This window comes from Enterobacter cloacae complex sp. IR5403 (assembly GCF_049238705.1).
GTDB lineage: Bacteria > Pseudomonadota > Gammaproteobacteria > Enterobacterales > Enterobacteriaceae > Enterobacter > Enterobacter hormaechei_C.
Genome location: NZ_JBMKHP010000024.1, coordinates 22,741 through 38,619 on the forward strand (window position 1 = coordinate 22,741; position 15,879 = coordinate 38,619).

13 protein-coding genes are annotated in these 15,879 nt (G+C 55.2%); 1 reads left to right on the forward strand and 12 read right to left on the reverse strand.

The features are described from left to right. Positions 1–159: 159 nt before the first annotated feature. The 12 genes from nuoL to lrhA all read right to left on the reverse strand — a co-directional run bounded on the left by nuoL (position 160) and on the right by lrhA (position 13,600). Positions 160–2,001, reverse strand: coding sequence for an NADH-quinone oxidoreductase subunit L (gene nuoL, locus ACOTW6_RS21015; RefSeq protein ID WP_003861497.1), 1,842 nt, complete (start codon positions 1,999–2,001; stop codon positions 160–162). Next, complete coding sequence (nuoK, locus tag ACOTW6_RS21020; protein ID WP_003861496.1) at positions 1,998–2,300, reverse strand: NADH-quinone oxidoreductase subunit NuoK; 303 nt, start codon at positions 2,298–2,300, stop codon at positions 1,998–2,000. Before nuoK ends, nuoL begins: the two co-directional genes overlap by 4 nt. Next, positions 2,297–2,851, reverse strand: coding sequence for an NADH-quinone oxidoreductase subunit J (nuoJ, locus tag ACOTW6_RS21025; RefSeq protein ID WP_006811379.1), 555 nt, complete (start codon positions 2,849–2,851; stop codon positions 2,297–2,299). The genes nuoK and nuoJ overlap by 4 nt, the downstream gene beginning before the upstream one ends. 10 nt (positions 2,852–2,861) lie before the next feature. Beyond that, on the reverse strand, positions 2,862–3,404 hold the full coding sequence (nuoI, locus tag ACOTW6_RS21030) for an NADH-quinone oxidoreductase subunit NuoI (RefSeq protein WP_003861491.1): 543 nt from the start codon (positions 3,402–3,404) through the stop codon (positions 2,862–2,864). A 14-nt stretch (positions 3,405–3,418) separates the two neighbouring features. After that, positions 3,419–4,396 carry an NADH-quinone oxidoreductase subunit NuoH gene (gene nuoH, locus ACOTW6_RS21035; protein WP_213789290.1) on the reverse strand — a complete coding sequence of 326 codons (978 nt, stop codon included), beginning with the start codon at positions 4,394–4,396 and terminating at the stop codon, positions 3,419–3,421. After that, the gene (gene nuoG, locus ACOTW6_RS21040) at positions 4,393–7,116 is read right to left on the reverse strand and encodes an NADH-quinone oxidoreductase subunit NuoG (protein ID WP_047717178.1); all 2,724 of its coding nucleotides are present in this window, start codon (positions 7,114–7,116) and stop codon (positions 4,393–4,395) included. The genes nuoH and nuoG overlap by 4 nt, the downstream gene beginning before the upstream one ends. 54 nt (positions 7,117–7,170) lie before the next feature. Continuing rightward, complete coding sequence (nuoF, locus tag ACOTW6_RS21045; RefSeq protein ID WP_003861487.1) at positions 7,171–8,508, reverse strand: NADH-quinone oxidoreductase subunit NuoF; 1,338 nt, start codon at positions 8,506–8,508, stop codon at positions 7,171–7,173. Beyond that, the gene (gene nuoE, locus ACOTW6_RS21050) at positions 8,505–9,005 is read right to left on the reverse strand and encodes an NADH-quinone oxidoreductase subunit NuoE (protein ID WP_008500208.1); all 501 of its coding nucleotides are present in this window, start codon (positions 9,003–9,005) and stop codon (positions 8,505–8,507) included. Before nuoE ends, nuoF begins: the two co-directional genes overlap by 4 nt. 2 nt (positions 9,006–9,007) lie before the next feature. Next, positions 9,008–10,810 (reverse strand): NADH-quinone oxidoreductase subunit C/D, encoded by a 1,803-nt coding sequence (gene nuoC / locus ACOTW6_RS21055; RefSeq protein ID WP_072189973.1) that lies wholly within the window; start codon positions 10,808–10,810, stop codon positions 9,008–9,010. A gap of 89 nt (positions 10,811–10,899) precedes the next feature. After that, positions 10,900–11,574, reverse strand: a complete 675-nt coding sequence (nuoB, locus tag ACOTW6_RS21060; protein ID WP_003861482.1) for an NADH-quinone oxidoreductase subunit NuoB — start codon at positions 11,572–11,574, stop codon at positions 10,900–10,902. Between the two features lie 15 nt (positions 11,575–11,589). Then, positions 11,590–12,030: an NADH-quinone oxidoreductase subunit NuoA gene (gene nuoA, locus ACOTW6_RS21065; RefSeq protein ID WP_062932729.1), complete on the reverse strand. Its 441-nt coding sequence runs from the start codon at positions 12,028–12,030 to the stop codon at positions 11,590–11,592. 631 nt (positions 12,031–12,661) lie between these two features. After that, complete coding sequence (lrhA, locus tag ACOTW6_RS21070) at positions 12,662–13,600, reverse strand: transcriptional regulator LrhA (protein ID WP_017693002.1); 939 nt, start codon at positions 13,598–13,600, stop codon at positions 12,662–12,664. Between the two features lie 937 nt (positions 13,601–14,537). Between lrhA and alaA the strand changes: the two genes are divergently transcribed. Beyond that, positions 14,538–15,752, forward strand: a complete 1,215-nt coding sequence (gene alaA, locus ACOTW6_RS21075; protein WP_003861471.1) for an alanine transaminase AlaA — start codon at positions 14,538–14,540, stop codon at positions 15,750–15,752. Positions 15,753–15,879: the final 127 nt, after the last annotated feature.

The following is a 15,879-nucleotide window of genomic DNA, read 5'->3' on the forward strand; positions in this document are numbered from 1 at the left end:
ATTCCTTGTTAAAGTCCCTCAGGGACCGATTTTCAACGAATTCGACAAAATTCACGTTTGAGTGCGGGCCTTTTGCCCGGTAACGCTTCGCTTACCGGGCCTACGGTCCGTAGGTCGGGTAAGCGCTAGCGCCACCCGACAATCCCCGCTAACTCAAAATCAACGCAACACCATCAGCAGCGCCAGTACGACAACCGCACCGATGCTCATGGACGCCACATACCAGCGCAGATAACCGTTCTCGCTGAACAGCAGGCCTTTACCTGCAAAGCGAGAGAGGATCGCCGGGATATTCATCAGGCTGTTCAGTGGATCGCGCTTCAGCAGCCACGCAATGCCCAGGAACGGCTTCACGAAGATCATGTCGTACAGCCAGTCGAAGCCCCATGCGTTGTACCACCAGGTGCCCAGCAGACGGCCCGGCGCGCTGTTGGCAACGGCAGTCACCAGCGTGCGTTTGCCCAGCCACAGCCATGCGGCAATCAGGATGCCCGCGATAGCCACAACGCCGGAGGTGATTTCAAGCGTCAGAACGCGACCGTGCTCAAGCTCGGTTGTCGCCGGCAGTACGCCCTGCAACGGTGGCACAATCATCGCGCCAACGAAGGTGGACAGGACCAGCAGCACAATCAGCGGCAGGTGGTGGGTAATCCCCTTCCCTGCGTGAGCGTGAATTTGTTCTTTACCGTGGAAGACGATGAAAATCATACGGAAGGTGTACAGGGAAGTCATAAACGCACCGACCAGACCCGCAACCATCAGATTGATATGACCATTCGCCATGGCGCCCGCCAGGATTTCGTCCTTACTGAAGAAGCCCGCAGTGATCAGCGGCAGTGCCGCCAGCGCCGCGCCGCCTACCAGGAAGCAGACATAAACCAGCGGGATGGACTTACGCAGTCCGCCCATTTTGAAGATGTTCTGCTCGTGGTGGCAGGCCAGGATCACCGAACCGGATGAGAGGAACAGCAGCGCTTTAAAGAACGCGTGCGTCATCAGGTGGAAAATGGCCGCGTCCCACGCCTGAACGCCCAGCGCCAGGAACATGTAACCAATCTGGCTCATGGTGGAGTATGCGAGCACGCGCTTGATGTCGGTCTGCACCAGCGCGGCAAAGCCTGCCAGCACCAGCGTAACCGCACCGACAATACCCACCAGATGCAGAATTTCCGGGGTCATCAGGAACAGGCCATGGGTACGCGCAATCAGGTAGACACCGGCGGTGACCATGGTCGCGGCGTGGATCAGCGCGGAGACAGGGGTTGGACCCGCCATCGCGTCGGCCAGCCATGTCTGCAACGGCAGCTGCGCGGATTTACCCACAGCGCCACCCAGCAGCATCAGCGTTGCCCACCACAGCATGTTGTTGCCTGCTTCGAAGTGCGCCGGCGCCAGTTCCACCATTTCGCGGAAGTTCAGCGTGCCCAGTTCGTTGTAAAGAATGAACAGCGCGAAAGCGAGGAACACGTCACCCACACGGGTCACGACGAACGCTTTCATGGCCGCTGCGCCATTCTTCGGATCGGTGTAGTAGAAACCGATCAGCAGGTAAGAGCACAGACCCACGCCTTCCCAGCCCAGATACATCAGCAGCAGGTTATCGGCCAGCACCAGGACCACCATGCTGGCGATAAACAGGTTGGTGTAGGCGAAGAAGCGGGAGTATCCCTCTTCACCGCGCATGTACCAGGAGGCGAACATGTGGATCAGGAAGCCGACGCCGGTCACCACGGAGAGCATGGTCAGAGACAGACCATCCAGCACCAGGTTGAAACCGATGTTGAAATTACCGACCGACATCCAGTTCCACAGCGGTACGCTGTAGGCCTGACGTCCATTGTTAAAGAAGTCGATACCCGCATACGCTGTGACCAGCGCAGCCAGGCCGATAGAGCCAATGCCCACGGTGGCAGACAGATTCTCAGACCAGCGGCCGCGAGAAAACGCCAGCAGCACGAAGCCAATCAGCGGAAAAATAATGGTTAAGGCAAGCATGTTCATCCACGCAACTCACTTACTGAATCGATGTTCAGGTTCTGGCGGCGACGATGGAGCTGTAGCAACAGCGCCAGGCCAATACTCGCTTCAGCAGCCGCGAGACTGATGGCGAGAATGTACATCACCTGACCATCGGTCTGGCCCCAGTAGCTGCCGGCGACCACAAAGGCCAGCGCGGAAGCGTTGATCATGATTTCCAGACCGATCAGCATAAACAGCAGATTGCGGCGGATAACCAGACCGGTTAAGCCCAGAACGAATAAAATCGCAGCGAGGATCAGTCCATGTGTTAAGGGGATCATGCGCGTTCCTCCGTTTTTCTTTTCGCGCGGTCGTCAGTGCGGTTGCTCAGCACCTCGCCAGCACGCTCTTCGCGGCCAACGTGGAAGGCCACAACCAGACCCGCCAGCAGCAGCATTGAGGCCAGCTCAACCGCCAGAACGTACGGACCAAACAGGGTGATACCCACGGCTTTCGCGCTGATTGGCGTCCCGTCGATACCCTGGTCGTTGACGCCCAGAATGGCGTAAACAATCACCGCCAGCATGATGGCCGACAGAATCGCCGGGCCAATCCACACCTGCGGTTTTAACCACTGACGTTCCTGCTCAATTTCAGAGCCGCCCAGGTTGAGCATCATCACCACGAACACGAACAGCACCATGATGGCCCCGGCGTAGACGATGATTTCCAGCGCACCGGCGAAGTGCGCGCCCAGCGCAAAGAACACCCCGGAAATAGCCAGCAGCGAGATGATTAAATACAGCAGCGCATGCACCGGATTGGTGTGCGTGATCACTCGCAGCGTAGCCAGGATGGCGATAAGGCCACAGATATAAAAAGCGAATTCCATTGCCCTCTCCTTACGGTAACAGGCTCTTGACGTCGATAGGCTTAGCTTCGTTCTCTGCTTCGCCTTTATCTTTGCCGTCGATTGCCATACCCGCCATCCGGTAGAAGTTATATTCCGGGTATTTGCCCGGACCGGAAATCAGCAGATCCTCTTTCTCGTACACCAGATCCTGACGCTTGTACTCACCCAGCTCGAAGTCTGGAGTCAGCTGAATCGCCGTGGTTGGGCACGCTTCTTCACACAGACCGCAGAAGATGCAGCGTGAGAAGTTGATGCGGAAGAACTCAGGGTACCAGCGGCCATCTACCGTCTCTGCTTTTTGCAGAGAGATACAGCCCACCGGACACGCTACCGCACACAGGTTACAGGCAACGCAACGCTCGGAACCGTCCGGGTCGCGCGTCAGCACGATACGTCCACGGTAGCGCGGCGGCAGATATACCGGCTCTTCCGGGTACATCCGGGTTTCGCGTTTGGCAAACGCATGCAGGCCGATCATCCAGATACTGCGTACCTGGGTGCCGAAACCTACCAATAATTCTTTTAAGGTCATGATCTCAAAGCCCCTTATGGCTGCTGCCAGAGAATGACAGCCGCCGTTACCAACAAGTTGACGAGCGTCAGCGGCAGGCACACTTTCCAGCCGAAGGACATTACCTGGTCATAACGCGGACGCGGTAACGCTGCGCGAATCAAAATGAACATCATCATGAAGAACGCGGTTTTCAGCGCGAACCAGATGAACGGCGGTAAGAACGGGCCATGCCAGCCACCAAAGAACAGCGTTACCATCAACGCGGAAATGGTGACGATACCGATGTACTCGCCCACGAAGAACAGACCGAACTTCATACCGGAATATTCAATGTGGTAACCGTCGGCCAGTTCCTGTTCGGCTTCTGGCTGGTCAAACGGGTGACGGTGACACACCGCCACGCCCGCGATGGCAAAGGTAATAAACCCAAAGAACTGCGGGATAACGTTCCAGATGTCGGCCTGGTTGTTGACGATGTCGGTCATGTTAAATGAACCGGCCTGCGCCACCACGCCCATCAGGGAGAGACCCAGGAACACTTCGTAGCTCAGCGTCTGCGCGGAAGCACGCATCGCACCCAGCAGCGAGTATTTGTTGTTACTGGACCAGCCTGCGAACAGCACCGCGTAAACCGCGAGGCCTGCCATCATCAGGAAGAACAGAATGCCGATGTTCAGGTCAGCCACCACCCAGGTCGGGCTGACCGGAACGATAGCAAACGCCAGCAGCAGCGAGGTGAAGGCGATCATCGGCGCCAGCGTAAAGATCACGCGGTCCGAGAAGCGCGGAACCCAGTCCTCTTTAAAGAACATCTTGATCATGTCCGCGACCAGCTGGAGTGAACCACCCCAGCCCACGCGGTTCGGTCCGTAACGGTTCTGGAACAGACCGAGCAGACGACGTTCACCAAAGCTCATGAACGCGCCGCAGGTGACGACCACCAGCAGAATCACAACCGCTTTCAGAATGCTCAGCAGGATGTAGATAAGATCCGGCGTTAACCAACTCATGCTTTTGCCTCCTGAAGGTTATCAAGATGCGCACCCGCCAGGACCGGCGCGATGCCAGGCATACCCATCGGCAGACCCACCTGCCCTGCTGACAGGCGTTCAGAAATAATCAGCGGCAGGCTGATTGTCTGGCCGTCGTAGCTAAAGGCAATGTTCGCACCCGCGTTAACGCCAAGCTTCGCGGCATCCGCCGGGTTGAGCTTGATGTAAGGCTGCGGCATACGCTGCTGGAATACCGGAGAACGCTGGGACAGCTCGTCGCTACCGAACAGATGGTAGTACGGTGCAATACGCCAGTGACCTTCCTGCGCCTGGAAGCTCGCCGGAACGGTGGTGAAGAAGTCCAGACCGGTTTCGGAGGCTTCAATCAGACGCACGCCCGGATCGCCGTGGCGCAGGTGACCGCCCACTTCAGCCTGGAACTTGTTCCATGCCTGCGGGGAGTTCCAGCCCGGTGCCCATGCAAACGGGATTTGCGAACGCGGCGCAGACGGCTGGTTGTTCCCTTCCATCGAGAAAGCGAACATGGTGTCTTTATCCTGCGGCTGTCGCGGTTCGTGCACGCTGATGTTGGCGCGCATCGCAGTACGACCGCTGTAGCGGTGCGGCTCACGCGCCAGTTTCTGGCCGCGAATGCGGAAGCTTGCGTCAGGCGCGGCGTCTTTAATGCCCGCCAGCTGAGGCAGTTTCTCAACAACCGCGTCGATAACGTGGTCGAGCTGCGTCCAGTCCACTTCACGGCTCTGCACGGTGCTGTGCAGAGAGTGCAACCAGCGCCAGCTTTCCAGCATCACGGTGTTGCTGTCGTAGTAGGCCGGGTCATAAACCTGGAAGAAACGCTGGGCGCGGCCTTCGTTATTGATCACCGTCCCGTCGCTTTCTGCGAAGCTTGCCGCAGAGAGCACGAGGTGCGCTTTGTCCATGATCGCGGTGCGCTGATGGTCGATAACCATCACCAGCGGCGCTCTGGAGAGCGCGGCGTCAACGCGAGCGGCAGAAGCATGGCGATGCAGGTCGTTTTCCAGCACCACAACGGCGTCAGCGGCACCGGATTCCAGTTCGCTTAACGCGTCTTCCAGCGAGCCGCCGCCAATCATACCCAGACCGATACTGTTCACCGCACGGGCAATCATGGTGACACCGACGTCAGCGCCGCGGCCCTTCAGGGCTTTGGCAACGTTTGCTGCGGCCTGGATGATTTCAGCGCTACCGGCGTTGGTACCGGAAATAATCAGCGGTTTCTTCGCCCCCGCCAGCGCCTGAACAATCACGTCGACCTTGTTTTGCAGGTCGCGATCCAGTTCAACGGCCGGCGAGTTGCTGTCCAGCGCGTGGGCAATGGCAAAGCCGAGGCGCGCCTGATCTTCAACCGGCGCGCAGTAGGTCCACGCGGCGATATCGTCCAGACGGGTGTTGTCGACGTTAGTCACAAACAGAGGATGCTTCGCGCGCTGACCGATGTTGAGGATGGCCGCAATCTGCCAGTCAGCCACTTTCTGCGCCGCTGCCATTTCACGTGCTTTACCTTTCACCGCCTGACGAACCGCCAGAGCCGCGCGGGCGCCGGTCTGCGTCAGGTCTTCACCCAGCACCAGAACCGCATCATAGGATTCGATTTCGCGCAGCGCAGGCGTATGAATGCCGCCTTCACGCAGCACTTTCAGCACCAGCTGGAGACGTTCCTGCTCGCCCTGGGCGATACCGGTGTAGAAGTTTTCCGCCCCAACCAGCTCGCGCAGCGCGAAGTTGCTTTCGATACTGGCGCGCGGGGAGCCGATGCCGATCACTTTCTTCGACTGACGCAGAATATCTGCCGCGCCCTGCATCGCCTGCTCAGCGTTGAGGGTAATGACGTCATCGCCACGGCGCTGAACCGGCTGACGCGGACGGTCTTTCAGGTTCACATAGCCATAGCCGAAACGACCGCGGTCGCAGAGGAAGTAGTGGTTAACGGTACCGTTGTAACGGTTTTCGATACGACGCAGTTCGCCGTAACGTTCACCCGGGCTGGTGTTACAGCCGAGGGAGCACTGCTGGCAGATGCTTGGCGCAAACTGCATGTCCCATTTACGGTTGTAACGTTCAGAGTGGGTTTTATCCGTGAATACGCCAGTCGGACAGATTTCTACCAGGTTACCGGAGAATTCACTTTCCAGCGTACCGTCTTCCGGACGACCGAAGTAGACGTTGTCATGCGCGCCATATACGCCCAGATCCTGACCGTCTGCATAATCTTTGTAGTAACGCACGCAGCGGTAGCAGGCGATGCAGCGGTTCATTTCGTGAGAGATGAACGGCCCCAGATCCTGGTTACGGTGGGTACGCTTGGTAAAGCGATAGCGACGGAAGCTGTGACCGGTCATGACGGTCATATCCTGAAGGTGGCAGTTACCGCCCTCCTCACACACCGGACAGTCGTGCGGGTGGTTGGTCATCAACCACTCCACCACGCTTTCACGGAACTGTTTGGCTTCTTCGTCATCAATCGAAATAAAGGTGCCTTCGGCGGCTGGCGTCATACAGGACATCACCAGGCGACCACGCGTGTCTTCCGCGTTTTGATATTGCTTCACCGCACACTGGCGGCAAGCACCGACGCTGCCCAGCGCCGGATGCCAGCAAAAGTACGGAATATCGAGGCCAAGAGACAGACAAGCTTCCAGCAGGTTGTCCGCCCCGTTGACTTCGTATTCTTTGCCGTCTACATGAATCGTAGCCATTAGCATGCTTCCAGTTGGCTCGGCCGAAACCGAGCGTTAATCAAAATTCTGTTTTTACCAGCGCGCTTTCAGCAGGTTCGGCTGAATACCATTGATCGAATGGGTATTGCTGAACGGCTGCTTGATGCCTGCTTCGAATTCGTCGCGGAAATATTTAATCGCGCTTTGCAGCGGCTCGACGGCGCCCGGTGCGTGGGCACAGAAGGTTTTACCTGGCCCTAAGAATCGACACAGTTGCTCAAGTGTCTCGATATCGCCAGGCTGGCCTTCGCCACGTTCGATAGCACGCAGGATCTTCACGCTCCACGGCAGACCATCACGGCACGGTGTACACCAGCCGCAGGACTCGCGGGCGAAGAACTCTTCCAGGTTACGCACCAGGGATACCATGCCGATCTCGTGGTCGACGGCCATCGCCAGCGCGGTACCCAGACGGCTGCCTGCTTTACCAATGCTTTCAAACTCCATGGGCAGGTCAAGGTGGGCTTCGGTCAGGAAGTCCGTCCCTGCCCCACCCGGCTGCCAGGCTTTGAATTTCAGGCCATCGCGCATGCCGCCCGCGTAGTCTTCAAGAATTTCGCGTGCGGTGGTACCGAATGGCAGTTCCCAGACGCCAGGATTTTTAACGCGACCGGAGAAGCCCATCAGCTTGGTACCGGCATCTTTGCTTGAGGAGATGCCCTGATACCACTCCACGCCGTTGGCGAGGATCGCCGGGACGTTACACAGGGTTTCGACGTTGTTGACGCAGGTCGGTTTACCCCACACGCCGGAGCTTGCCGGGAACGGTGGCTTGGAGCGCGGGTTCGCGCGGCGCCCTTCCAGAGAGTTAATCAGCGCGGTTTCTTCCCCGCAGATATAACGCCCGGCACCGGTGTGCACGAACAGCTCGAAGTCAAACCCGGTGCCCAGGATGTTTTTACCCAGCAGACCGGCTTCAGTAGCTTCGGCAATCGCGCGACGCAGGTTTTCCGCCGCTTCGATGTACTCACCGCGCAGGAAGATGTAGCCACGGTACGCTTTCAGCGCGAACGCGGAGATCAGCATGCCTTCCACCAGCAGGTGCGGCAGCTGTTCCATCAGCAGGCGGTCTTTATAGGTACCCGGCTCCATTTCATCGGCGTTACACAGCAGGTAACGGATGTTCATGGATTCGTCTTTTGGCATCAGGCTCCACTTCAGACCGGTGGAGAAGCCCGCGCCGCCGCGGCCTTTCAGGCCAGACTCTTTCACCGCGTTAACGATGTCGTCCGGCGCCATGCCGCCAAGGGCTTTACGCGCGCCGGCATAGCCGTTTTTGCTCTGATATTCGTCGAGCCAGACCGGCTGTTTGTCATCACGCAGACGCCAGGTCAGCGGATGCGTCTCAGCAGTACGAATTACAGTTTTCATTTGTACTGCTCCAGCAGGTCAGGAATCGCTTCCGGCGTCAGATGGCTGTGAGTGTCCTCATCAATCATCATGGTCGGCCCCTTGTCGCAGTTACCCAGGCAGCAGGTTGGCAGCAGAGTAAAGCGTCCGTCGAAGGTGGTCTGGCCCGGCTTAATATTGAGTTTCTTCTCAATCGCAGCCTGAATGCCCTGATAACCGGTGATGTGGCAGACCACGCTGTCACAGTAGCGGATCACATGGCGGCCTACCGGCTGACGGAAGATCTGGCTGTAGAACGTGGCTACGCCTTCTACGTCGCTTGCCGGAATGCCCAGCACTTTTGCGATCGCGTAGATCGCCCCATCCGGCACCCAACCACGCTGTTTCTGTACGATTTTCAGCGCTTCAATGGACGCCGCACGCGGGTCTTCGTAGTGGTGCATCTCGTGCTCAATGGCGGCACGCTCTGCTTCACTCAGCTCAAAAGCCTCGGTTTGTGGTTGTTGATTCTCGTGCATAATTAGCGGTCCACATCTGACATAACAAAATCGATACTACCCAGATACACAATCAGGTCGGAGACCAGACTGCCGCGAATGGCGGCCGGGATCTGCTGCAAGTGCGCGAAGCTTGGCGTACGCACGCGGGTGCGGTAGCTCATGGTGCTGCCGTCGCTGGTGAGGTAGTAGCTGTTGATACCCTTGGTCGCTTCAATCATCTGGAAGGATTCCTGTGCCGGCATGACCGGGCCCCAGGAAACTTGCAGGAAGTGGGTGATCAGGGTTTCGATATGTTGCAGCGTGCGCTCTTTCGGTGGCGGCGTCGTCAGCGGGTGATCCGCCTTGAACGGGCCTTCCGGCATGTTGTTGAGGCACTGCTCAAGGATGCGCAGGCTCTGGCGCAGCTCTTCCACTTTCAGCATCACGCGGGTGTAGCAGTCGGATACGCCGCCGCCAACCGGGATTTCAAAGTCGAAGTTCTCGTAACCAGAGTAAGGACGGGCTTTACGCACGTCGAAATCAATACCCGTCGCACGCAGACCTGCACCTGTCGTACCCCACTCCAGCGCTTCTTTCGCGCCGTAGGCAGCAACGCCCTGAGAACGGCCTTTCAGGATGGAGTTACGCAGCGCGGCTTTCTCGTAAGACGCCAGACGTTTCGGCATCCAGTCGAGGAATTCACGCAGCAGACGGTCCCAGCCGCGCGGCAGATCGTGCGCCACACCGCCGATGCGGAACCAGGCCGGGTGCATACGGAAACCGGTAATCGCTTCCACCAGATCGTAGATTTTCTGACGGTCGGTAAAGGCGAAGAAGACCGGCGTCATCGCGCCGACGTCCTGAATGAACGTGGAGATGTACAGCAGGTGGCTGTTAATACGGAACAGTTCAGACAGCATCACGCGAATCACGTTAACGCGATCCGGGACGGTGATGCCTGCCAGTTTCTCAACGGCCAGCACGTATGGCATTTCGTTCACGCAGCCGCCGAGGTATTCAATACGGTCGGTATACGGAATGTAGCTGTGCCAGGACTGACGCTCGCCCATCTTCTCAGCACCACGGTGGTGGTAGCCGATGTCAGGGACGCAGTCGACAATCTCTTCGCCATCAAGCTGAAGAATAATACGGAACGCACCGTGCGCAGACGGGTGGTTTGGACCGAGGTTGAGGAACATGAAGTCCTCGTTTTCGGTGCCGCGCTTCATGCCCCAGTCTTCCGGCTTGAAGGTCAGCGCTTCCATCTCCAGATCCTGCTTGGCTTTGGTCAGCTCAAACGGGTCGAATTCAGTGGCGCGTGCCGGGTAGTCTTTACGCAGCGGGTGGCCGGTCCAGGTCTGCGGCATCATGATGCGCGTCAGATGCGGGTGACCGTCGAAGGTCATGCCGAACATTTCCCAGGTTTCACGCTCGTACCAGTTGGCGTTCGGGAAAAGTTTGGTGATCGTCGGCAGATGCATGTCGTTTTCAGACAATGCCACCTTGAGCATGATATCCGTGTTGCGGTCTATTGAGATCAGGTGGTAGAAAACGGAAAAATCCGCAGCAGGGAGACCCTGGCGGTGCGTTCTCAGACGTTCGTCCATGCCGTGTAAGTCAAACAGCATGACGTAAGGTTTTGGCAATTTCTTGAGGAAATCGACAACTTCCAGTAATTGCTCACGCTTCACCCAAACAACGGGTACCCCGGTGCGGGTGGCCTGAACAGTAAAGGCATCCGGCCCAAAACGGTTGCGCAGTTCGCCAATGACGGGGTCATCGAGATGATCCCGGGTCTGCCAGGCGGCTTCTTGCGCGGTTAAGTCGGTCATATTGTTCACCATTGCAAATGGTCCGTGGTGACTGTTAAGCCTGGCTTCGCGCTATTTGAGTAGTGATATGCGAAGGTGTTCTCCAGGCCCACAGGCGCAAATTAAATTTCGTCAGGCGTACGCAGGTTGGTGACGGCAATACGTTCACCACGTTTACGCTCGCGCTCAGACTGCATGTTCGCGCGATAGACACCCTGATCGCCAACAACCCATGAAAGCGGGCGGCGTTCTTTACCAATTGACTCCTGGAGCAGCATCAGCGCCTGCATATAGGCCTCTGGACGCGGCGGGCAGCCCGGGATGTACACATCCACCGGAATGAACTTATCAACGCCCTGCACAACGGAATAAATGTCGTACATACCGCCGGAGTTTGCACATGCGCCCATGGAGATAACCCATTTTGGCTCCAGCATCTGGTCATAAAGACGCTGAATAACCGGTGCCATCTTGGTAAAGCAGGTCCCGGCCACCACCATCAGGTCAGCCTGACGTGGAGAAGCACGCAGTACCTCGGCCCCAAAACGCGCAACGTCATGCACCGCAGTGAATGACGTCACCATTTCAACGTAGCAGCAAGAAAGACCAAAGTTGTATGGCCAGATGGAGTTCTTACGACCCCAGTTGACCATGTCGTGCATGGCATGTTCGAGCTTGCCCATGTACACGCTTTTGTTGACTTCTTGCTCCAGGGGGTCGGTTACGATCTCCTGTTTTTGCAGGGGGTAACGGTCATTCTCACCGTTAGGATCTATGCGGGTGAGCGTATAATCCATCTTATTGCCTCGCTGTTACTGCTGACGATTAGAGATACTGTTTTCCGGGTTGATGTGCTCACGGCGTGAACGCACAGGTGTCCAGTCCAGCGCGCCAATACGCACCAGATAAACCAGACCGGCCAGTAACACTAAAATGAAAATTGCGGCCTCGACAAAGCCCACCCAACCACTTTCGCGAATGGAGATAGACCACGCGAAGAGGTAAAGCGCTTCCACGTCAAAAATGACGAAGAACATGGCTACCAGGTAGAACTTGGCAGACAGGCGTAAGCGAGCGGTACCTACTGAATCAATACCTGATTCGAAAGGTGTGTTTTTGTGCCTTGCGCGGGCGCGACCGCCCAGGAACCAGCCGCCGACTAACATCAGGCAGCACAGGCCAATGGCTACAATAAGAAAGATTGCGAATGCCCAGTGATGAGCGATGACTTCTGTGGATGTTGACATACTCATTGCTTACTCATCAAAAGTGATACCGACGACACTGCTCTTGCTGGCAGATGGGCATCACATCGATTCATGGGGAGGAACAAAATAACCTTACACTAACTGTCAGAAATGAGACATAGACAGCAAAATGATGGGGTTTTTTACTCCTTTCTATAACCTTTTGTCAACTTTAACAAAGGTTTCTTCACATTAAATTACAACGTGCGATTCTCGTTAACATTTGGTGCCCTTTAACCCTGGTGGGTACATGACTTTCCGTCAAATGCATCTTGTTGAATCGTGTCCGTTTTGGAAGTAAAAAAAATAACCCTCCTATTTTGACAGGATTTGCCAACGATTCCTCCCCCCAAATGGGAGTATTTTCTTGATCTGAGACACGCTTTTGTTAATTCAATCAAAAAAACAGCAACATATTTCCTGTTTTTTTAACATCGGCGGGGTATGAGGTAAGTTAGAACAGGTATTGTTTACATCTTAACCAAAAACATTTACTGCATTGATAAATAAGCGGTATTTGCTTTATCCCTGCTCCGTTCACGGTTATGAATAGCAAAAAAAACCACTCGCAGGAAAAAATCATGCGAGTGGCTCTTTTTTGCACTTACATTTTGTTACGAGAATTTTGAGGGAATGATCACTCAAAATCCCCTTCCACGATCAGGGAGTCGTCCCCTCCTTCGGGAGTAACAGGCGCGTACTGCCATGGATTGTGGTAGTTTTCCATTGCCTCGAACACCACTTTTGCCAGCTCGTTGTTGCTGGCGGCGTTATGGCACAGCAGGTACTCCGTATCCGGCAACGACGGGAGTCCCTCGGATTGACCCAGCACACGCAGATCGGGGCTCATCATCTCCACCGGACGGGCCGTTACGCCAAGCCCGGCCTTCACCGCCGCTCGCACTGCGGGCAAGGTTGACGCCACGTACGCCAGGCGCCATGGAATACCGGCTTCGTTGAGCGCAGCCAGCACCATATCGCGGAACGGACTCGGATCGTCCAGCAGGACCAGGGGTATCGGCTCACCTTTCTGCAATACATACTCCGCGGCACAGTACCAGTGCGTTGGAGAAGTACGCAGCGTCAGGCTGTCAAACTGGCCAGGTCGATGCGTGGTGACCACCAGGTCAACCTCGTTTTCTTTCAGCATCTCAACCATGAAAGCATTGCGTTTAACGCTAACGTCCAGGGCAAGCTTCGGATAAACCGAGCTAATTCGGTTGAGAAGGAAGGGTAAAATGGTATCTGCTGATTCATCTGACGCCCCTAATGTTAACACTCCCTGAAGGTTGCTAAACATTAATGACATACAGGCTTCATCATTAAAGCGCAGTATCTTTCTGGCATAACCCAGAAGCTGAATACCATGTTCTGTTAAAAGCTTATTACGTCCATGACGCGCAAAAAGCTCTTTACCAACCAGTTGTTCCAGCCGCTGCATTTGCTGACTCACGGCGGACTGGGTACGGCAAACGGCGGCAGCAGCTGCTGCAAAAGTGTTGAGATCGGCGACCGCAACAAACGTTCTCAGCAGATCGAGGTCGAGATTCATTATCGGACGATTTGCATTTATCATATCTTTTCACTTTCAGGTTGCTCGTGCGGAGCTGCCCGGGTTGAAGCTGTGTGTAACAGTTAAGCAATTCCTTCTGAAGAGTTTCCCTCGCATCCCGGCCCGGCAGACTGCCTGACAGATAGTTATTGTACTGCGGTATATCACCAGTCAGAAATCACGTTTCATGACGTTATTTTTATTCTCTTGCGTCCAGGATATTTCGTTGTTTGCAGGTCGATGTTAATACCATAAAGAGTAAGACATGTTTTCTGCCATCTATATCGCAGCGTTGGCAACGTAGCAAGATGTGACTTACCCAATCAGCCAGAGATAATTTTAACAATAACAATCGATTAATACAGGAAAGCAGTATCCGATATACGTAACAGGCCTATCGCTATGCTGCATTCCCGAAACACATCTTAACCCAAATCCACTATATTTATAAGTCTTATTGCAATATTAAGGATTTACCGCCAATGATAAGCAACTACACTCTTTTTATTAAAATTAACGAAAGTTGCATTTTCGTCGTTAATAATAAATAAAGTTTAATTTAGATTCAGGCCATTCATTAATAACCCTTAACATTAATTTCACATGAGTAACTTTTAACCTGGCTTTGCTAATATGGCAATCGGTATCTCAGCATTCAGGTTTTACGAATGGTCACTCAGGGGGACTAATGCATCAGCCCGAATCGTCTTTTTATTTATCCCAGAATAATATTCATCTTTATATGAAATTTTTAGCACAAACAACCCAACACTCCTCTTTATCACGATAAATTCAGGCACAAAATCACTCCTTCGTTAGAGTAAGCGATGACCGCGGCATTGCCCGGTTGGACGAAATCTTCTTCTGTGCGCCCTTCAAAACGAAGCGCGGTGGGAGTACATTGTTCCGTGCTCACTTCCACGGCAGGAAGTTGCAATAATAGCGAAAAGGTTAAAGGTTCATGTCCCCTATCGAAAAATCCAGCAAGCTCGACAACGTCTGTTACGACATCCGTGGCCCGGTACTCAAAGAGGCAAAACGCCTTGAAGAGGAAGGCAATAAGGTTCTGAAACTCAACATCGGCAACCCCGCGCCATTTGGTTTTGAAGCGCCGGATGAGATCCTGGTGGATGTGATCCGTAACCTGCCCACTGCACAAGGCTACTGCGATTCAAAAGGGCTTTATTCCGCCCGTAAAGCCATCATGCAGCACTATCAGGCTCGCGGTATGCGCGACGTCACCGTTGAAGATATCTACATTGGCAACGGTGTCTCGGAGCTGATCGTTCAGGCGATGCAGGCGCTCCTGAACAGCGGCGATGAAATGCTGGTTCCTGCCCCGGATTATCCGCTGTGGACGGCTGCGGTGTCCCTGTCCAGCGGTAAAGCGGTGCACTACCTGTGCGACGAATCCTCTGACTGGTTCCCGGATCTGGATGATATTCGCGCCAAAATTACCCCGCGCACCCGGGGTATCGTGATCATTAACCCGAATAACCCGACGGGTGCGGTCTATTCAAAAGAGCTGCTGATGGAGATCGTCGAGATCGCCCGCCAGCACAATCTGATCATCTTTGCCGACGAGATTTACGACAAGATCCTGTACGACGCGGCGCAGCACCACTCTATCGCCGCGCTGGCGCCCGATCTGCTGACGGTGACCTTTAACGGACTGTCTAAAACTTACCGCGTTGCCGGTTTCCGTCAGGGCTGGATGGTACTGAACGGACCGAAAAAACATGCGAAAGGCTACATTGAAGGGCTGGAGATGCTGGCATCCATGCGTCTGTGCGCTAACGTACCGGCGCAACATGCGATCCAGACGGCACTCGGCGGCTATCAAAGCATCAGCGAGTTTATCGTTCCAGGCGGCCGCCTGTATGAACAACGCAACCGCGCATGGGAATTGATTAATGATATTCCGGGCGTCTCCTGCGTGAAGCCTAACGGCGCGCTGTATATGTTCCCGAAAATCGACGCGAAGCGCTTCAATATTCACGACGACCAGAAAATGGTGCTCGATTTCCTGTTGCAGGAAAAAGTGCTGCTGGTTCAGGGGACGGCGTTTAACTGGCCGTGGCCGGATCATGTGCGTATCGTCACCCTGCCGCGCGAAGACGATCTTGAAATGGCGATCAGCCGCTTCGGGCGCTTCCTCTCCGGGTACCATCAGTAACGCTGACTTTCCGCCGGGTAGCGCTGCGGTATGAACCGGAAACATGGGTAACACTTTAGACCGGATACATGGGTAACAGTTATAACTGGCATAGAAGAGGAGACTCGCTATGCCCTGGACTGAGACC